14 protein-coding genes and 3 rRNA genes are annotated in these 19,191 nt (G+C 66.5%); 1 reads left to right on the top strand and 16 read right to left on the bottom strand.

All coding sequences use genetic code 11. The features are described from left to right. Window positions 1–3: 3 nt before the first annotated feature. The 9 genes from H4Q84_RS00760 to H4Q84_RS00720 form a co-directional block, all read right to left on the bottom strand. Window positions 4–162 (bottom strand): hypothetical protein, encoded by a 159-nt coding sequence (locus H4Q84_RS00760; RefSeq protein ID WP_248581530.1) that lies wholly within the window; start codon window positions 160–162, stop codon window positions 4–6. A 267-nt stretch (window positions 163–429) separates the two neighbouring features. Further along, window positions 430–2,130 (bottom strand): CTP synthase, encoded by a 1,701-nt coding sequence (locus H4Q84_RS00755; RefSeq protein ID WP_248581529.1) that lies wholly within the window; start codon window positions 2,128–2,130, stop codon window positions 430–432. 11 nt (window positions 2,131–2,141) lie between these two features. Further along, window positions 2,142–3,035: a copper transporter gene (locus tag H4Q84_RS00750; RefSeq protein WP_248581528.1), complete on the bottom strand. Its 894-nt coding sequence runs from the start codon at window positions 3,033–3,035 to the stop codon at window positions 2,142–2,144. Beyond that, window positions 3,032–4,225, bottom strand: a complete 1,194-nt coding sequence (gene steA, locus H4Q84_RS00745; protein ID WP_248581527.1) for a putative cytokinetic ring protein SteA — start codon at window positions 4,223–4,225, stop codon at window positions 3,032–3,034. The genes H4Q84_RS00750 and steA overlap by 4 nt, the downstream gene beginning before the upstream one ends. An 82-nt stretch (window positions 4,226–4,307) precedes the next feature. After that, window positions 4,308–6,050, bottom strand: a complete 1,743-nt coding sequence (recN, locus tag H4Q84_RS00740; RefSeq protein WP_248581526.1) for a DNA repair protein RecN — start codon at window positions 6,048–6,050, stop codon at window positions 4,308–4,310. Continuing rightward, the gene (locus tag H4Q84_RS00735) at window positions 6,043–7,026 is read right to left on the bottom strand and encodes an NAD kinase (RefSeq protein ID WP_282580296.1); all 984 of its coding nucleotides are present in this window, start codon (window positions 7,024–7,026) and stop codon (window positions 6,043–6,045) included. The genes recN and H4Q84_RS00735 overlap by 8 nt, the downstream gene beginning before the upstream one ends. Next, window positions 7,023–7,862 (bottom strand): TlyA family RNA methyltransferase, encoded by an 840-nt coding sequence (locus H4Q84_RS00730; RefSeq protein WP_248581525.1) that lies wholly within the window; start codon window positions 7,860–7,862, stop codon window positions 7,023–7,025. Before H4Q84_RS00730 ends, H4Q84_RS00735 begins: the two co-directional genes overlap by 4 nt. A 7-nt stretch (window positions 7,863–7,869) precedes the next feature. After that, a complete protein-coding gene (locus H4Q84_RS00725) occupies window positions 7,870–8,052 on the bottom strand; it encodes a hypothetical protein (RefSeq protein ID WP_248581524.1) in 183 nt (60 codons plus the stop codon). Window positions 8,053–8,085: 33 nt separating this feature from the next. After that, window positions 8,086–9,090, bottom strand: a complete 1,005-nt coding sequence (locus H4Q84_RS00720; RefSeq protein WP_248581523.1) for an HAD-IIA family hydrolase — start codon at window positions 9,088–9,090, stop codon at window positions 8,086–8,088. A gap of 51 nt (window positions 9,091–9,141) precedes the next feature. On the opposite strand from H4Q84_RS00720, the gene H4Q84_RS00715 reads away from it, so the two are divergent. Continuing rightward, window positions 9,142–10,284 carry a DUF1015 family protein gene (locus H4Q84_RS00715; RefSeq protein ID WP_248581522.1) on the top strand — a complete coding sequence of 381 codons (1,143 nt, stop codon included), beginning with the start codon at window positions 9,142–9,144 and terminating at the stop codon, window positions 10,282–10,284. On the opposite strand, the gene H4Q84_RS00710 is transcribed toward H4Q84_RS00715, so the two are convergent. The 7 genes from H4Q84_RS00710 to H4Q84_RS00680 all read right to left on the bottom strand — a co-directional run bounded on the left by H4Q84_RS00710 (window position 10,259) and on the right by H4Q84_RS00680 (window position 19,190). Next, window positions 10,259–10,621 carry a single-stranded DNA-binding protein gene (locus H4Q84_RS00710; protein ID WP_248581521.1) on the bottom strand — a complete coding sequence of 121 codons (363 nt, stop codon included), beginning with the start codon at window positions 10,619–10,621 and terminating at the stop codon, window positions 10,259–10,261. The genes H4Q84_RS00715 and H4Q84_RS00710 overlap by 26 nt on opposite strands. Window positions 10,622–10,815: 194 nt before the next feature. Beyond that, window positions 10,816–10,932 (bottom strand): 5S ribosomal RNA (rrf, locus tag H4Q84_RS00705). A 187-nt stretch (window positions 10,933–11,119) separates the two neighbouring features. Then, window positions 11,120–14,236 (bottom strand): 23S ribosomal RNA (locus H4Q84_RS00700). A gap of 546 nt (window positions 14,237–14,782) precedes the next feature. After that, a 16S ribosomal RNA gene (locus H4Q84_RS00695) occupies window positions 14,783–16,320 on the bottom strand. Together the 16S, 23S and 5S rRNA genes form the textbook arrangement of a ribosomal RNA operon. Window positions 16,321–16,733: 413 nt before the next feature. Continuing rightward, complete coding sequence (locus tag H4Q84_RS00690; RefSeq protein ID WP_248581520.1) at window positions 16,734–17,333, bottom strand: DNA-3-methyladenine glycosylase; 600 nt, start codon at window positions 17,331–17,333, stop codon at window positions 16,734–16,736. After that, window positions 17,317–18,732, bottom strand: coding sequence for an argininosuccinate lyase (argH, locus tag H4Q84_RS00685; protein WP_248581519.1), 1,416 nt, complete (start codon window positions 18,730–18,732; stop codon window positions 17,317–17,319). Before argH ends, H4Q84_RS00690 begins: the two co-directional genes overlap by 17 nt. Next, window positions 18,729–19,190 (bottom strand): NUDIX domain-containing protein, encoded by a 462-nt coding sequence (locus H4Q84_RS00680; RefSeq protein ID WP_248581518.1) that lies wholly within the window; start codon window positions 19,188–19,190, stop codon window positions 18,729–18,731. The genes argH and H4Q84_RS00680 overlap by 4 nt, the downstream gene beginning before the upstream one ends. Window position 19,191 lies beyond the last annotated feature (1 nt).

Below are 19,191 nucleotides of genomic sequence, written 5' to 3'. Positions count from 1 at the left end.
GCCTCACGCCGGGTGGGTGCGGCGCCCGAAGGAGATCGTGAGCATGGCCAGCAACGGCGCCCAGGCCACGAGGGGCAGGTAGACCAGGCCGATAGCCGTGCCCCCGGTGGCGCTCAGGTCGGGGTGCGGCAGGATCCACCAGGTAGACGGCTCCCTCGCCATGCGGCGCCAGCGTCTCGATTCCGTGTGCGGACATTCCGGCCGGTACGCCAAGCACCAGCAGCAGCCGCCACACCGTTGAGGGGAGCGGGATCAGGGGCATCAGGTGAGCGACCCGGACCGCCCACGCGGGCGCCGGCGCTTCCGGGCGCGCCGTACGAATGGGAGTCGCTGATGAGGTGGTCACGTCGTCATCCTGCGGCACCAATCGCGGCGCCCGACATAGCCCAAGGGTCGCTTCCGGGGTGACGAAAGTATGACCTGTCAGGCTTAGTCGTCCTCGTCGGCGCGTCGCAGGCCCGACTCGTCGATGGGGAAGCGCAGCTCGCGCTGCCGCTCGATGGCCGCCCCGATCAGCCCCGCGAACAGCGGGTGCGGCCGGGTCGGCCGTGAGCGCAGCTCGGGGTGAGCCTGGGTGGCGACGTAGTAGGGGTGCACGTCCTTCGGCAGCTCGACGAACTCCACCAGGCCAAGGTCTGGGTTGACACCTGAGAAGACCAGCCCGGCCTTCTCGAGCTGCTCGCGGTAGGCGTCGTTGAACTCGTAGCGGTGCCGGTGGCGTTCGTGCGCGATGGCCTCGCCGTACGCCGCGCGCACCACGCTGCCCTCGGTCAGCGCGGCCGGCTGGAGGCCGAGGCGCATGGTGCCGCCCAGGTCGCCCGCGCCCTGGACGAACTTCTTCTGCTCCTCGATCGTCGAGACGACCGGCTCGACGGTGTCGGGATCGAACTCGGTGGAGCCGGCCTTCTGGAGACCGGCCTCGTTGCGGGCGTACTCGATGACCATGCATTGCAGGCCCAGGCAGATGCCGAGCGTCGGAATTCCGTGGGTGCGCGCGTAGTGAAGCGCGCCCAGCTTGCCCTCGATGCCGCGCACGCCGAAGCCGCCCGGCACGAGTACGGCGTCGACGTCGTGCAGGTGGCGGTTGGCGCCCGCCGGGGTCTCGCACTCGTCGGAGGCGATCCAGCGCAGCTGCACCTTCGCCTCGTGGGCGAAGCCGCCGGCGCGCAGCGCCTCGGCGACGGAGAGGTACGCGTCGGGCAGGTCGATGTACTTACCGACCAGGGCGACGGTGACCTCCTCCTTCGGGTGGTGCACGCGGCGGAGCAGGTCGTCCCAGACGGTCCAGTCGACGTCGCGGAACGGCAGGTCGAGGCGGCGGACGACGTACGCGTCGAGGCCTTCGCGGTGCAGCACCTTCGGTATGTCGTAGATCGAGGGCGCGTCGGCCGCGGTGACCACGGCCTCCTCGTCGACGTCACACATCAGCGAGATCTTGCGCTTGATGCTGTCGGGCAGCTCGCGGTCGGCGCGGCACACGATGGCGTCGGGCTGGATGCCGATCGAGCGCAGCGCCGCGACCGAGTGCTGGGTCGGCTTGGTCTTCAGCTCCCCCGAGGGGCCGATGAAGGGCACCAGGGAGACGTGGATGAAGAAGCAGTTCTCGCGGCCGATCTCGTGCCGGGTCTGGCGGGCGGCCTCGAGGAAGGGCAGCGACTCGATGTCACCGACGGTCCCGCCGATCTCGGTGATGACCACGTCGAACGGCTTGCCCGTCCCGCTGGTGCCCATCGCGAGGATGCGGTCCTTGATCTCGTTGGTGATGTGCGGGATCACCTGCACCGTGTCACCGAGGTAGTCGCCGCGGCGCTCCTTCGCGATCACCGCCGAGTAGACCTGACCGGTCGTCACGTTGGCGATCTGGTTGAGCTCCGTGTCGAGGAACCGCTCGTAGTGACCGATGTCGAGGTCGGTCTCCGCGCCGTCGTCGGTCACGAAGACCTCGCCGTGCTGGAACGGGTTCATCGTGCCCGGATCCACGTTCAGATAGGGATCCAGCTTCTGCATGGTCACGCGGAGACCGCGGGACTTCAGGAGGTTCCCCAGGCTGGAAGCCGTGAGGCCCTTGCCGAGTGAGGAGGCGACGCCTCCGGTGACAAATACGTGCTTGGTGGGCGTCGGGTTCTTCACGGAGTTCGAGCCTACCCGAGTGGGAGGGCTCCGTCCGAACCCGACGCCCCGAACGCACCTCCCGGAGTCGTCAGGGAACGGGCCAGCGCCACCACCGCGGCCACCCGGCCGGCGGGAGAGTCGATGCCGTCAACGGTCGCCGCCTGCGTGCCGGCGGTGCGCAACCGACCGATCTGACCGGGCCCGTCAGCGAGGTCTCCGGCCACCACCACTCCGGCTGCCTGGCGGTCCAGGCCGGCCACCAGGCCGGCCAGGATCGTGTCGCCGCCATCGGCCGCGGGCTCGTCGCCGACCACGACCAGCACGAGCGGCGCCCGACGAGCCTGCTCCTTCGGCCCACTGAGCAGATCAGCTCCGGCGAGGCCTTCCAAGATCGCGGCGGCCTTGCCGTCGCCGCCCTGTCCTTCGGGCTTGGTGCTCGCGACGGCCAGGCCGATCAGCTCGCCCATGCGGTCGTACGTCGTCGCCTCGGCGCTGACAGCGCCCTCGGGCTGTTGGGTCATCAGCTGGCTGCCGAGCGTGTCGACCAGCGACTTCTCCCCCGTGCCGACCAGCGTCTCGCCGACGGCGTAGGTGCCGGCAACCGCGCCTCCGGCCACGCCGATCTGCTCCGAGAGGCTGGCGACCATATCGGGGTCGGCCCCCGGCAGCGTCACCACGGCCACTGACCGGTCGACCAGCCGCCCGGCGTACACCGTGCCTGCGACGCCGCCGGCGAACGCGTCACCGAAGTCGGCGCGCCGCTGGGCAGCCTGCGCGGCGGTCTCGAGACGGGCATCCGGCGCCGCGGCCTTGCCGTCGGCACGGCCGACCTCGGAGAGAGGGCCACCGCCTAGGACCACGCCAACGGCGAGGGCCAGGAAGATCGCGACGAGCGAGACGATGTGGTGACGCAGGGTGATCACGATCGGAGTCCTTGCAGGTAGTCGATCAGGTCGCCGGCTTGCGCCAGCAGTACGTCGGCCCATTCCTGGCCGACGGGGGTGGTACCGATGGCGGCCGCCACGGCGACCAGACCGGCGAACAGCACCCAGAAGACGTGCCGCGGCCGCACCCGGCCGGAGTACAGGGTCGGCACCGCAGTCGCGTCCACGAGGCGCGGTCCGACCTTGAGGCGGGTGAGGTAGGTGCTGGCGAGGCCGGTGCGTTGCCGGTCGAGGAACTCGTCGAGCGTGGCGTGCATGCCAACCCCGATGATCACCGAGGCATGCCCCGAGTCGGCCAGCAGGAGTGCAGCGTCCTCGGTGGTCGCGCCGCTCTCGAACCGCAGCGGGCGCACCCCGAGCCGCTCCCAGCGGTCGGTGGCCGTGCGGGCGGCTCCCCGATCGACCTGCACCACCACGTCACGCGCGACGCGCAGCGCCTTCGCCGAGGGGCCGTCGTCCTCGCCGCGGCGACCGGAGACCACGATGATGTCGGGCTTGTGGCCGGCCTCGAGCAGGGCGTCAGCGCCGGTGTCGACGCCGATGAGCACCGGGTCCTGCTCCTTGATGAACCGCTTCACGCCGGCGAGCTCCACGGCGTGGTCGTCGCCGGGCACCACCACGACCACCGGACGGTCTGCGATTGTGGTGGCCGGTCGCGGGATGACGGTGCCGTGCAGCAGCAGGTCCTGCTCACGGCGCAGGAACTCCGTGCTGTTGTGGGTGAAGCTGTCGAGCTGGGCCACCAACCCGCTCCGGGCGGCCGTCAGCTCCTCCTGAACGGTCAGCTCGTCGACGAGTCGTCCGGACGCGACCTCGTCGTCGTCGACGTACACCCCGCCGTCGTGGAGCCGCAGCACAGCGCCGTCCCGGATCACGCTCAGCGCGGCAGCGCCGATCTGGTCCACCATCATGATGCCGGCGCGGGCCAGCACATCTGGCCCGAGGTTCGGATATCGGCCAGAGATCATCGGCGACGCGTTGAGTACGGCGATCACGTCGGCGTCGACCAACGCCTGGGCCGTGGCCCGATCGAGATCGACCTGGTCGATCACGGCGACGTCTCCGGAGCGCAGCCGCGGCAACAGGGTGCGCGTACGCCGGTCCACGCGTGCGGTGCCGCGGAGGCCGGGCAGGGTGACGGTCTGACGGGATCGGGAAGGCATCTTCATGGCCGGACAATCGTGTCAGCCGACCCGGGTCGAACCGCGCAGGTGCGGGATCCGCGCGTGGCGGCGATGTGTGCTGGTGGATTCAGCCCGAGCGAGCGGTCGCGAGCAGCTCACGCGCGTGTGCCCGGGCCGTCTCGGACTCCTCGAGACCGGCCAGCATCCGCGAGAGTTCGCGTTCGCGATCGTCGGTGCCCAGCACCGTGAGCCCGGAGGTCGTGACGCTGCCGTCGCTGGCCTTCGCGACAACCACGTGGGTGTCGGCGAACGCCGCCACCTGGGGCAGGTGGGTCACGACGAGGACCTGTGCGATGCGGGCCAGCTGTGCCAGTCGCCGCCCGACCTCGATGGCCGCCTTGCCGCCCACTCCGGAGTCGACCTCGTCGAAGACGAAGATCGGCACCGGACTGGTCTCGGCCAGCGACACCTCCAGCGCCAGCATCACCCGGGAGAGCTCACCCCCCGAGGCTCCCTTGTGCAGCGGGCGGGCGTCGGCGCCCGTGTTGGCGGCCAGCAGGAACTCCACGTCGTCGAGCCCCGAGGCAGTGGCGCGCAGCCAGCGCTTGCCGACCAGCAGCGGTCCGCCCGCCATGTCGTTGGCCGGCTTCCCGAGCTCGTGCTGGGTGACGGCGATCTCGACCGCTGCGTGCGGCATGGCCAACAGCGTCAGCTCCTCGGTGACCTGGGCGCCGAGGCGCGTCGCGGCTTTGGTGCGCGCGGCCGAGAGCGCCACTCCGGACGTCGCCAGCGCCGTACGCAGCTCGGCGCGCTCGGCTCGCAGGGCCTCGATCCGCTCGTCGGTGCCGTCGAGGTCGAGGAGCCGGGTCGAGGCCTCGCTCGACCAGGCGAGCACCTCGTCGACCGTGTCTCCGTACTTGCGTGTCAACGCGGTCAGCGCAGCGCGCCGCTCGCTCACCGAGGCGAGGCGCGCCGGGTCGGTCTCCAGGCGGGAGGCGTACGACGCGACGTCGGCCGCGACGTCGGAGAGCAGGTAGGTGATGTCGGCGATCCGCGCGGCCAGCCCGGCGGCCTCCGGGTCGTGGTCGGCCACGCTGGCGAGCGCCGTTCGGGCGGCAGCCGTCGTTGCCAGCGCATCGGTAGCGTCCTGGTCGCTCGACAGGGCCTCGCGGGCGATCTCGGCGGCCTCGCGCAAGGTGTCGGCGAACCCGAGACGGGACTCCTCCGCGGCGAGCGACGAGTCTTCGCCCGGCACGGGTGAGACGGCCTCGATCTCGCCGAGTCCGAAGCGGAGCTGGTCGGCCTCGCGGGCGCGCTCGCGTGCCGAGGTGACGACTTCCTGGAGCTCGCGTTCGTTCGACGACAGCCGGTCGTGCAGGTCGGCCCAGGTGGCGAGCAGCGCCTGCACCTTGGCGCCACCGAAGCGGTCGAGGGCTTCTCGCTGAGCCTGGCTGCGCAGCAGCCGGTGCTGGTCGGACTGCCCGTGTACGGCGACCAGTGGCTCCGCGACGGCCGCGAGTGTCGACGCGGGCACCGTGGCGCCACCCACCCACGCTCGCGAACGGCCCTCGGCGGAGATGTTGCGGGCCAGCACCACGCGACCGTCCTCGACCTCTCCCCCGGCTTCGCGCACCGCGTCGGCCAGCCCGGGCAGCGCGTCGGCCGTGACCACGCCCTCGACCCGGGCGGCTCGGGCGCCACTGCGCACCGCGCCCGTGTCGGCGCGACCGCCAAGCAGCAACCCGAGCGCGGTGACCACCATCGTCTTGCCGGCTCCGGTCTCACCCGTGATGACCGTCAGGCCGGGACCGAGCTCGAGCGTTGAGGAGTCGATCACCCCGAGCGAGCTGATCCGGATCTCCTCAAGCATCCAGGTCCCCGTCACTGCCGCCGTCGCCATTGCGCCGACGCCGGTTGCTGGCGCCTCGCCAGCCCTCGACCGAGAGCCCGAACTTCGCCACCAACCGGTCGGTGAACGGCGCCTCGTGCAATCGCACCAGGCGCACGGGTGTGGTGCCGCGACTGACCTCGATACGCGCACCGGGCGGCAGGTCGACGGTGCGCCGCCCGTCGCACCACAAGACGCCGACCCCTTCCGTGCGGGCCAGCACCTCGACGGCCAGCACAGACGTCGGAGCCACCACCATCGGTCGTGCGAAGAGCGCGTGCGCACTGATCGGCACCATCAGCAGGGCCTCGACACCGGGCCACACCACCGGCCCGCCGGCCGAGAAGTTGTAGGCGGTGGAGCCGGTCGGTGTGGCGCACACGACCCCGTCACAGCCCCAGCGCGACAGCGGACGACCGTCGATCTCGACGACGACCTCGAGCATCCGCTGGCGAGCCGCCTTCTCGACACTGGCCTCGTTGAGGGCCCAGGTGCGCGCGACCAGGTCACCGTCGCGGTAGACGTTGACGTCGATCGTCAGCCGGTCCTCGATCGTGTAGCGCTGCTGCACCAGGGCCTCGATGACCGACTCGACGTCGTCGTACTCCGCCTCGGCCAGGAAGCCCACGTGACCCAGGTTGACCCCGAGCAGCGGAATGCCGGTCGCGCGGGTGATCTCGGCCGCCCGCAGGATCGTGCCGTCGCCACCGATGACGAGCGCCACCTCGCAGTCACAGCCGGCGTCCTGCTCGCTGCCGATGAACTCCAGCGCCGGGTCGTACGACGTCGGGTCCAGGCCGAGATCGGCGGCCTCAGACTTGAGCAACCGGACGATGATGCCGTGACCGGTGAGGGCAGCGATGAACGCCCGCGCCACGTCCACGGCGTCCTGACGCCCCGTGTGCGCGAGCATCAGCACGCGTCGCACCTGTGGCTGAGCGGCTTCGGTCGCGTTCACGGGTCCACCTTCTCACCCGGTACCCCCAGTCCCGCGGCTCGCTCGACCTCGGCGCCGATCTCATTGGCGCCGATCTCGGCCGGGCCGCGGCGCAGCAGCAGGAAGAACTCCACGTTGCCCGAAGGCCCCGGCAGCGGGCTCGTCGCGACCGCGACGGCGCCCCACCCACGCTTGGCAGCCGCGTCGGCGACACCCTGCACAGCCTCGGCGCGCAGCCCCAGATCGCGCACCACCCCGCCCTTGCCGACGCGGTCCTTGCCGACCTCGAACTGTGGCTTGACCATCAGCGCCAGCTCGCCACCCTCGGCCATCACGCCGAACAGTGCGTCCAGCACGAGCGCGAGCGAGATGAACGACAGGTCGCCCACCACCAGGTCGACCGGGTCCCCGATGAGCTCGAGGCTGAGGTCGCGGATGTTGGTGCGGTCGTGCACGATCACCCGCTCGTCGGTCTGCAGCCGCCACACGAGCTGGCCGTAGCCGACATCGACTGCGACGACCTCGCGCGCGCCTCTCTTCAGCAGTACGTCGGTGAAGCCGCCCGTCGACGCACCCGCGTCGAGGCACCGCTTGCCGGCCACCTTGAGTCCGTGCGCTACGAACGCATCCAGCGCACCGGACAGCTTGTGCCCGCCGCGCGACGCGTACTCCGGGCGGTCGGGATCCTCGGCCACCAGCAGGGCCACGTCGGTGGTGATCCCGGTGGCCGGTTTGGTGGCGACCGACCCGCCGACCTTGACCCGACCGGCGGCGATCAGCTCACTGGCGTGCTCGCGCGAGCGGGCCAAACCGCGGCGGACCAGCTCCTGGTCCAGCCGCAACCGTCGTGGTGGCACCGGCTGGTCAGCTCTCCGGTCGGGCGTCGAGCGCGCGGCGCAGCTGCTCGTGAGCCGCCTCGAACACCGGAACGTGCTCTCCCACGGGCGCTTCGTCCAGGCCCGACAGCGACGCCAGCACCGAGTCCACGGCCGGGTCGCCCGTCGCCGGGGACGCTGCCTCGACGGGTTCGTTCGCGTGCTCGCTCATGGTGCTAGAGGCTACCCAACGCCGCCGGCGAACTCAGGCGCCGGGGACGGTCAGCGCCGAAGTGTCGGCTGGTGTGCCGGAGGCGTCGAGGTGCTGCCACGCCGCGACCGCCACCACCCGCCACCAGTCGTTCGGCGAGCCGTCACCCTCCACCTCCAGCCGCGCGTCGGTCGCCCGTGCGACCCACCCGCCGAGCTCCGCCCCGCTGCCCACGGTCGTGACCACCGGGTGCGGCTCGAAGATGCCTTCAGTTGTTGGAGAGATGTACGTCGGCCGCACCTCCGGCGTCGCGCTCACCAACTCGGCCAGGCCGGTGACGCCCGTCATCACGAGCAAGGAGTCGATGCCAGCGTTGTGGGCGCCCTCGATGTCGGTGTCGAGTCGGTCGCCCACCATCAGAGGTCGCTCACCCCCGACTCGGCGGATCGTCTCGTCCAGCAGCGGTCGCTCCGGCTTCCCGGCCACGGTCGGCCACACGCCGCTGAAGTCGGCAAGCGTCTTGACCAGCACCCCGTGTCCGGGTGCCAGCCCGTACGCCGTCGGGATCGTCATGTCGGTGTTGCTGGCCACCCACGGCAGCCCGTCACGGATCAGCACCGCGGCGCGCATGACGTCCTTCCACATCACGTCCGGCCCGTAGCCGCTGACGATGGCGGACAGCCCGGGAGCCTCGAGGTCCCTCACCGGCACCAGCCCGAGGTCGCCGAGCGCGCCGACGAGGCCAGCCCCGCCGAGAAGCAGGATGCGTGCTCCCTCGCCGAAACGCTCCTGCAGCACCCGTGCCGCCGCCTGGGCCGAGGTGACGATATCTGCGGCTGATGCGTGCACGCCCAGCTTGACCAGGTTGTCGGCCACTTTGGCCGCGGTCCGCGACGCGTTGTTGGTCACGAACGCAATGTGCACGCCCGCGGCCACCAGCCGATCCAGCCGCTCGGGTACGCCGTCGATGGCCTTGCCGCTGACGTAGACGACCCCGTCAAGGTCGAACATGGCCAGGTCGTAGACCTCGTGCAACGCGACGTCGGACTGTCCGAGCATGGATCGCCACCCTTCCCGTGCCGCATGACCGCGGCCCCCTACGATGCTCCGATGGACTCAGGCGGACTTCTCGGCGCGGCGGTGGTGACACCGCCGTCGCCCGCGAAGCCGCTGCGTCTCCATCCGTTCCGAGCCTTGCAGCTGAGCGGTGACCGGGTCGGAGATCCGTCGTCCGCACGTGCCTTCGCGCGACCCTACCGGGCGGTCACCGACCGACTCGAGGAGTGGGAGCGCCGCGGCCACGTGCGCCATGACGCAGAGCCCGCGATCTACCTGCACGAGTACACCTCCGACGGCATGACCGTGCGCGGCCTCGTCGGCGCCCTCGACCTGTCGACCCGAGCCACCGGCCGCCATGACCGGGCACTGCTGCCGCACGAGGGCATCCATCTCAGGCAGGCAGACGAGCTAGCCGAGCGGCTGTACGAGATGCGGATGAACCCGGCGCCCATCCTGCTCGTGCACCGCGGACCCGCCGCAGTGCGGGCGCTGATCCACCGGCTGCTCGACCGATCGCCCGACCACGCATACACCGACCGTGGCCTGCAACGACACCGGATCTGGGCTCTCACCGACCCAGACGACCTCGCCGCCGTCGACGCCGGCATGGCGACCAGCACCCTGCTCGTCGCTGACGGGCACCACCGCTACGCCGCCTACCTGCGGCTGCAGGAGCGTGAGCCTGGCAGCCCGTGGGACCGCGGACTCGCGATGGTGGTCGACCAGGACGACACTCCCCTGCACCTCGGAGCGATCCACCGGGTGCTGCCTGGCCTCACCCTCGACCGGCTCGAGGCGGCCACCAGCGCCGCAGCCTTGTCGTTCCGCGAGACCACAGCCGAGGACGCATTGGGCTCATTGGCGCCTTCAACCATCGTCGGCACCGACGGGGGCCGCTGGGTCGTCCTGGACCTCCCGAGCCTCGATGGGCGGGCCGCGGTCGAGCTCCTGCACGACGATCTCCTGCCGCACCTCGCGCTGGCGACGTTGACTCACTATCACCATTCCATCGAGGAGGCTCTAGGCGATCTTGCCGGGGTCGAGGACGGCGGCGTGGCCCTGCTGCTCCCCGCGCCGGGCTTCGACCTCGTCGGACGCATTCTGATGCAGGACCGGCTCCTGCCCGAGAAGGCGACATCGTTCCAGCCGAAGCCGAACGTCGGCGTGCTCATGAGGTCACTGCGCGACGAATGATCCGCGCCGAGGTGACCTCGACCTCGACGCGGGATGCCGTGGCCGCTCCACTCCTGAAGAAGCGACGCCGCAGCGCCCCCTCGACGGCCACCTGGTCGCCCACCCGCCAGGTGGCGACCGATCGCCGCACGCGCGACAACCAGGCAACGCACTCCAAGGAGTCGACGCGCTGCCGGCTCCGGCCACCCGGTGGTCTCTCGACGATGACCCGGAAAGTCCAGATGACGTCTCCGCTCGGCAGCTCCCGCTCCTCGGGCTCAGCGGCGAGCCGACCGTGCAGTGCCACCTCGTTCATCACCGGATCGCCGGCTGTCGAGTGCTTGTTCGTTGGGTCCATTTTGACCACCTCCGGGATCAGTTCTCCCGGTCGGCGCCGACGTATCCGGCCCCGGGCGACGGGCCTTGTGGACAACGGTCGAAATGCCCGCGCTGTGGATGACTTGCGGACTGCTCAATGCACATCGCGCGACAGGAACATCCGAAATGGCGAAAGAGGGACTGCCCGAAGACAGTCCCTCTTTCTGAGTGTATGTCCGGCGGCGTCCTACTCTCCCACAGCCTCTCGGTTGCAGTACCATCGGCGCTGAAAGGCTTAACTTCCGGGTTCGGTATGGGACCGGGTGTTTCCCTTTCGCTATGGCCGCCGTAACTCTGGCGGAACACAGACACACAGGTGTTTTGTTGTGTTGTGGTGTTCCAAACTTGTGTAACCATGGCTCACCCCGTGGTTGTTGGGGTGTGGTTTTGTGGTTTGGGATCTGATTAGTGGACGCGGTTCATCTTGGGTGCGCGGTATGTACGTGGTCACTCGTGTTTGAGTGGTTTTGTACGGTGTTGGGACAAGCCCTCGGCCTATTAGTACCGGTCGGCTAGGCATTGCTGCTGTACACCTCCGGCCTATCAACCCAGTGTTCTGCTGGGGGCCTTACCCGGTTAACCCGGTGGGAAACCTCATCTTGAAACGTGCTTCCCGCTTAGATGCATTCAGCGGTTATCACTTCCGAACGTAGCTAACCAGCCGTGCCCCTGGCGGGACAACTGGCACACCAGAGGTTCGTCCATCCCGGTCCTCTCGTACTAGGGACAGCCTTTCTCAAGTTTCCTGCGCGCGCGGCGGATAGGGACCGAACTGTCTCACGACGTTCTAAACCCAGCTCGCGTGCCGCTTTAATGGGCGAACAGCCCAACCCTTGGGACCTACTCCAGCCCCAGGATGCGACGAGCCGACATCGAGGTGCCAAACCATCCCGTCGATATGGACTCTTGGGGAAGATCAGCCTGTTATCCCCGGGGTACCTTTTATCCGTTGAGCGACGCCGCTTCCACATGCTGGCGCCGGATCACTAGTTCCGACTTTCGTCCCTGCTCGACATGTCTGTCTCACAGTCAAGCTCCCTTGTGCACTTACACTCGAAACCTGATTGCCAACCAGGCTGAGGGAACCTTTGAGCGCCTCCGTTACATTTTAGGAGGCAACCGCCCCAGTTAAACTACCCATCAGGCACTGTCCCTGATCCGGATTACGGACCTAGGTTAGACATCTAGTACGACCAGAGTGGTATTTCAACGTTGACTCCACACTCACTGGCGTGAATGCTTCACAGTCTCCCACCTATCCTACACAAGCCGAACCAAACACCAATACCAAACTATAGTAAAGGTCCCGGGGTCTTTCCGTCCTGCCGCGCGTAACGAGCATCTTTACTCGTAGTGCAATTTCGCCGAGTCCACGGTTGAGACAGCGCCCAAGTCGTTACTCCATTCGTGCAGGTCGGAACTTACCCGACAAGGAATTTCGCTACCTTAGGATGGTTATAGTTACCACCGCCGTTTACTGGGGCTTAAGTTCTCAGCTTCGACTCAAGGTCTAACCGGTCCCCTTAACCTTCCAGCACCGGGCAGGAGTCAGTCCGTATACATCGTCTTACAACTTCGCACGGACCTGTGTTTTTAGTAAACAGTCGCTTGGGCCTGGTCTCTGCGGCCTTCACCGCTTCACACCGCGAGGGTGTTAACGGATCCGGCCCCCCTTCTCCCGAAGTTACGGGGGCATTTTGCCGAGTTCCTTAACCATGGTTATCTCGATCGCCTTAGTATTCTCTACCTGATCACCTGAGTCGGTTTGGGGTACGGGCGGCGCATAGCTCGCTAGAGGTTTTTCTCGACAGCATAGGATCATCCACTTCCCCAATTGGGTCCCCATCAAGTCTCAGGCACATGAACGGCGGATTTGCCTACCGTTCGCCCTACACTCTTGGCCACGGACTACCATCGCCGTGGTTGGACTGCCTTCCTGCGTCACCCCATCGCTTGACTACTACCAGTTCGGGTCCCACGCTCCGCTCACCAGCCTCGCCCCGAAGGGTCCGGTCCGATGAGTTTCGGATGGTTAGCATCACCAGGTTCGTCATGGGCGCTACTTTGCCGGTACGGGAATATCAACCCGTTGTCCATCGACTACGCCTGTCGGCCTCGCCTTAGGTCCCGACTTACCCAGGGCAGATTAGCTTGACCCTGGAACCCTTGATCATTCGGCGCACATGTTTCTCGCATGTGATTCGCTACTCATGCCTGCATTCTCACTCGTGTCGCGTCCACAACTGGATCACTCCGCTGCTTCACTCGCGACACGACGCTCCCCTACCCATCCACACACCTGAACACCGATCAAGTCGATGCTGGGCTAACGCGTGAATGCCATAGCTTCGGCGGATGACTTGAGCCCCGCTACATTGTCGGCGCGGAATCACTTGACCAGTGAGCTATTACGCACTCTTTCAAGGGTGGCTGCTTCCAAGCCAACCTCCTGGTTGTCACTGCGACTCCACATCCTTTTCCACTTAGTCACCGCTTAGGGGCCTTAGCTGATGGTCTGGGCTGTTTCCCTCTCGACTACGGAGCTTATCCCCCGCAGTCTCACTGCCGCGCTCTCACTTACCGGCATTCGGAGTTTGGCTAACGTCAGTAACCTTGTAGGGCCCATTAGCTATCCAGTGCTCTACCTCCGGCAAGAAACACGCGACGCTGCACCTAAATGCATTTCGGGGAGAACCAGCTATCACGAAGTTTGATTGGCCTTTCACCCCTATCCACAGGTCATCCCCTCAGTTTTCAACCTAAGTGGGTTCGGTCCTCCACGCGGTCTTACCCGCGCTTCAACCTGCCCATGGATAGATCACTTCGCTTCGGGTCTTGATCGCGCTACTCAAACGCCCTATTCGGACTCGCTTTCGCTACGGCTTCCCCACACGGGTTAACCTCGCAACACAACGCAAACTCGCAGGCTCATTCTTCAAAAGGCACGCCGTCACAAGAAACAAGTTCTCGCTCCGACGGATTGTAGGCACATGGTTTCAGGTACTATTTCACTCCCCGCCAGGGGTACTTTTCACCTTTCCCTCACGGTACTTGTCCGCTATCGGTCACCAAGGAGTATTTAGGCTTAACGGGTGGTCCCGCCAGATTCACACGGAATTTCAGGGGTTCCGTGTTACTTGGGAACACATCAACAGAGTCACGCACTTACGTCTACGGGGCTATCACCCTCTACGGCCCGGCTTTCCAACCGACTTCAACTTCACACGTGATTTCTTACTCTGCGTCATCGCGGCAGCAACAACAAGACACGTCCCACAACCCCACACTCACAACCCCTGCCGGGTATCACATGAGCATGGTTTGGCCTCATCCGATTTCGCTCGCCACTACTCTCGGAATCACAATTGTTTTCTCTTCCTGTGGGTACTGAGATGTTTCACTTCCCCACGTTCCCTCCACTCGCCCTATGTGTTCAGGCAAGGGTAACTGGACATGACTCCAGCTGGGTTTCCCCATTCGGACACCCCCGGATCACAGCTCGGTTGCCAACTCCCCAGGGCTTATCGCAGGCTCCTACGTCCTTCATCGGCTCTTGGTGCCAAGGCATCCACCATGTGCCCTTCATAGCTTGTCTCAACAACGTCAAAACAACTCAACTACAAAAGACCAGCACCCCCACACCACCCCACACCCACCAACCCAAACAACAGGCCAGCCACATGAAGAGTCGAGCAGGGGATACACATACTTACAGCCGCCACCAGCCAATCAAACCGGTGACGACAGATGCTCGCGTCCACTATCCAGATCTCAAACAACAACCCCACCAACCCCCCACACCCACCAACCGGCGAACACAGGACAAAGGAGGACCATTCACACCGAAAAACCACACACCCCACCCGTCACCGAGAACCCGTTTCACCGAGAACCCGTCACCGGGCTGGGGATGCCTGATTCTTCAGGACCCAACAGTGTGCCACCACCCACGCCCCCCAACCAGACCAAGACCCAGGTTCCACACCCACCCCGTCCGCGCCTCCGAAGAGACACCCACGAGGGGATAGTACTGAGGACCTCGACCCCACCAAGGGACCAAGCGATTCATCGACGATTCCACTAGTGAACACCACCATGCGCCCCCACACGAACGGTGAGGGTCGGGGCGTGTGCTCCTTAGAAAGGAGGTGATCCAGCCGCACCTTCCGGTACGGCTACCTTGTTACGACTTCGTCCCAATCGCCAGCCCCACCTTCGACAGCTCCCTCCCTTACGGGTTGGGCCACTGGCTTCGGGTGTTGCCGACTTTCGTGACGTGACGGGCGGTGTGTACAAGGCCCGGGAACGTATTCACCGCAGCGTTGCTGATCTGCGATTACTAGCGACTCCGACTTCATGGGGTCGAGTTGCAGACCCCAATCCGAACTGAGACCGGCTTTTTGGGATTCGCTCCGCCTTACAGCATCGCAGCCCTTTGTACCGGCCATTGTAGCATGCGTGAAGCCCTGGACATAAGGGGCATGATGACTTGACGTCATCCCCACCTTCCTCCGAGTTGACCCCGGCAGTCTCCTATGAGTCCCCATCACCCCGAAGGGCATGCTGGCAACATAGAACGAGGGTTGCGCTCGTTGCGGGACTTAACCCAACATCTCACGACACGAGCTGACGACAGCCATGCACCACCTGTACACCGACAAAAGGGGCCACATCTCTGCAGCTTTCCGGTGTATGTCAAACCCAGGTAAGGTTCTTCGCGTTGCATCGAATTAATCCGCATGCTCCGCCGCTTGTGCGGGCCCCCGTCAATTCCTTTGAGTTTTAGCCTTGCGGCCGTACTCCCCAGGCGGGGCGCTTAATGCGTTAGCTGCGGCACGGAACCCATGGAATAGGCCCCACACCTAGCGCCCAACGTTTACGGTGTGGACTACCAGGGTATCTAATCCTGTTCGCTCCCCACACTTTCGCTCCTCAGCGTCAGGTAATGCCCAGAGAACCGCCTTCGCCACCGGTGTTCCTCCTGATATCTGCGCATTTCACCGCTACACCAGGAATTCCGTTCTCCCCTGCATACCTCTAGTCTGCCCGTATCGGAAGCAAGCACTGAGTTAAGCCCAGTGTTTTCACTCCCGACGCGACAAACCGCCTACGAGCCCTTTACGCCCAATAATTCCGGACAACGCTCGCACCCTACGTATTACCGCGGCTGCTGGCACGTAGTTGGCCGGTGCTTCTTCTGTACCTACCGTCACCACACCCAAAAAGATGCAGCTTCGTCGATACTGAAAGAGGTTTACAACCCGAAGGCCGTCATCCCTCACGCGGCGTTGCTGGATCAGGCTTTCGCCCATTGTCCAATATTCCCCACTGCTGCCTCCCGTAGGAGTCTGGGCCGTGTCTCAGTCCCAGTGTGGCCGGTCACCCTCTCAGGCCGGCTACCCGTCGAAGCCATGGTAGGCCATTACCCCACCATCAAGCTGATAGGCCGCGAGCACATCCTTCACCGCCAGAACTTTCCACCAACCCACATGCATGGACCGGTCATATCAGGTATTAGCCACCGTTTCCGGAAGTTATCCCTGAGTGAAGGGCAGATTACTCACGTGTTACTCACCCGTTCGCCGCTCGTGTACCCCCGAAAGGGCCTTACCGCTCGACTTGCATGTGTTAAGCACGCCGCCAGCGTTCGTCCTGAGCCAGGATCAAACTCTCCGTAGAAAACTTGCTCCCGACAAACAAACCCCAGCATTATCGCCAGAATCATTGCCGAAAAAAACAAAACCCAACAAAAAAACCGAAGGGCATAACAAACTAATTCGTCGACTATGACACACTGTTGAGTTCTCAAGAATCAGACGCACCCGACCGCCGCCCTCTCGGGCCTTGTGTCGGGACAACCTGCAGAAACTTACCGGTTTGGACGAGGCCCGTCAACTCAGTTGAACGGACCCGCGGACCAGCCAGAAGAACCTACCGGCCGCAGCGCGGGCGAGCCCCCTCACTTTTTGACCTTGCGGCCGGTGTGGGAGCCGCTTGCGGCGACAGGTGAAACATTAGCAGGAGGTTCGGGAGCCCTTGCAAATCGGGGTGGTCGTTCACGCGTTCGTGCAGGTCAGCGGCCTGCGTGGGGTTCAGCGATCGCTGATCCACTTCGCCGGCCGGTACGCCGAGACCGTCGGCTCCCCCGCCAGCCAGAAGCGCCAGGGCCGGTCCGGGGCACCGCGCAAGCCCACCCTCGGACCGGTGAGAATCTTTTCGGGGTGGGGCGCGTCAGCCAGGGCAAGGCACACCTCGCCGTCCACGAGGTCACTGCCACGCAACTCCAGGTCGATGCCGAGTGCCTGGGCGAGCCGGGCCGGGCCCCTTGCCAGGTCACGGTCACGAGACGAGCCGCGGCGTACTCGGGCAACGTCCAGGCCCTCGACCACCTCTCCGGCACGGAGCAGCACCGCCGAGGCGATGCCCTCGGGCCCGCACACCACGTTGGCGCAGTGGTGCATGCCGTAGGTGAAGTAGACGTAGAGGTGGCCGGGCGGACCGAACATGACAGCGGTGCGCTCTGTCCGACCCCGGTAGGCGTGCGAGCCGGGGTCGTCGGCCCCGGCGTACGCCTCCACCTCCGTCAGCCGGACCGCGACTCCCGCATGGCTCAGTGTCGCGCCGAGCAGGCGTGGCGCCACCTCGAGCACGGGCCCGCCGAGGAGGGCACGCAGGTCACTGGAGTCGGGCACGCGCTTCCTTGACGCGCTCCTGCAGCTCGGCCAGCTGCTCGCGCACGCGGACCGGCGACGTACCGCCGCGGCCGGAGCGAGCCGAAACCGAGCCTTCTGCGGTGAGTACGGCGCGCACCTCGGGCCGCAGCTCGGGCGAGATGTCGGCGAACTGCTCGTCCGTCAGCTCGTGGAGCTCGATGCCGAGCTCCTCGCAGCGACGTACGCAGGCGCCGGCCAGCTCGTGGGCGACCCGGAAGGGTGTGCCCTGGCGGACCAGCCACTCCGCGACGTCGGTGGCTAACGAGAAGCCCTGGGGGGCGAGCTCGGCCATCCGGGCTGCGTTGAACCGCAGGGTGGCGACCATGCCGGTGAACGCGGGCAACAGCACCTCGAGGGTGTCGACGGAGTCGAAGACCGGCTCCTTGTCCTCCTGCAGGTCGCGGTTGTAGGCGAGCGGCAGCCCCTTGAGGGTGGCCAACAGCCCGGCGAGGTTGCCGATCAGCCGGCCGGCCTTGCCGCGGGCCAGCTCGGCGACGTCGGGGTTCTTCTTCTGCGGCATGATGCTCGAGCCGGTCGACCAGGAGTCGTGCAGCGTCACGAAGTCGAACTCGCGGGTCGACCAGAGGATGACCTCCTCGGCGAAGCGACTCACGTCGACGCCGATCATGGCCGTCACGAACGCGAACTCCGCCACGAAGTCGCGGGCCGCGGTGCCGTCGATCGAGTTGGCCCCGGATCCGGTGAAGCCGAGCTCGTGGGCCACCGCCTCCGGGTCCAGGCCAAGGGTGCTGCCCGCGAGCGCTCCCCCGCCGTACGGCGAGTCGGCGGCTACCCGGACGTCCCACTCGTGGAGCCGGTCGACATCGCGCACGAGCGGCCAGGCATGGGCCAGGAGGTGGTGGGCCAGGAGCACCGGCTGGGCGTGCTGGAGGTGGGTGCGCCCCGGCATGATCACGTCGAGGTGGGCGTGCGCCTGCTGGGCGAGGGCTTCGGCCAGGTCGAGCGTCAGACCGGCGACGACGCGGCCGTGGTCACGCAGGAACATCCGGAAGAGCGTGGCGATCTGGTCGTTGCGGCTGCGGCCGGCACGGATGCGGCCACCGGCCTCGGCGCCGACCTCGTCGAGGAGCAGCCGCTCGAGGGCACCGTGGACGTCCTCGTCCGAGGGGTCGGGGCGCAGCTCGCCCGCGGCGTACCGCTCCCCCAGCGCCTCCAGGCCCCGCAAGAGCACGGCGTGGTCGGCGTCGGTGAGCAAGTCGGCGGTGTGCAGGGCGTTGGCGTGAGCGCGTGACCCAGCGAGGTCGTAGGGCGTCAGTCGCCAGTCGAAGTGCGTGGACCGGGAGAGTGCCTCGAGCTCGGGTGACGGGCCCTCGGCGAAGCGGGCGCCCCAGAGCTTGCCCTCGTTGGTGCCGCTCATCGGGTCCTTCCTGCTGCGTGGACGGCCTGCCCGAGGATCGCGGGAAGGGCCGGGTTGGTGAGGCGGGCATCGGCCGCCAGTGCGTCGGGGGTCAGCCATCCCCAGTCGACGATGAAGCCGTCCTCGTCGGGCTGGTGCCCAGCGAAGGACACGGCGACCTCGTCTCGTCGTACGGCGAAGAAGTGCGACTCGACGGGCCGCGTGCGGCCGAGATGCCGGCCCACGTGGAACGGGCCGATCAGGTCTCGCGCGTCGAGCCCGAGGCCGATCTCCTCATCTGCTTCGCGCACCGCGGCGTCGTACAGGCTCTCGCCCGGCTCGACACCGCCGCCGACCGTGAACCAGTACGGCGGGCACTCGTCGAGCGGGTCAGTGCCGAGCAGGAGCAGACACTCCCCCGCGGCGTTGACCGGTACGACACGCGCGGTCACCCGGGCCGGGACTTCCTGGACACTCACC

This window comes from Nocardioides sp. InS609-2, assembly GCF_023208195.1.
GTDB lineage: Bacteria > Actinomycetota > Actinomycetes > Propionibacteriales > Nocardioidaceae > Nocardioides.
Note: the sequence above shows the minus strand (reverse complement) of the source record. Positions and strands in the feature narration are given on the sequence as shown.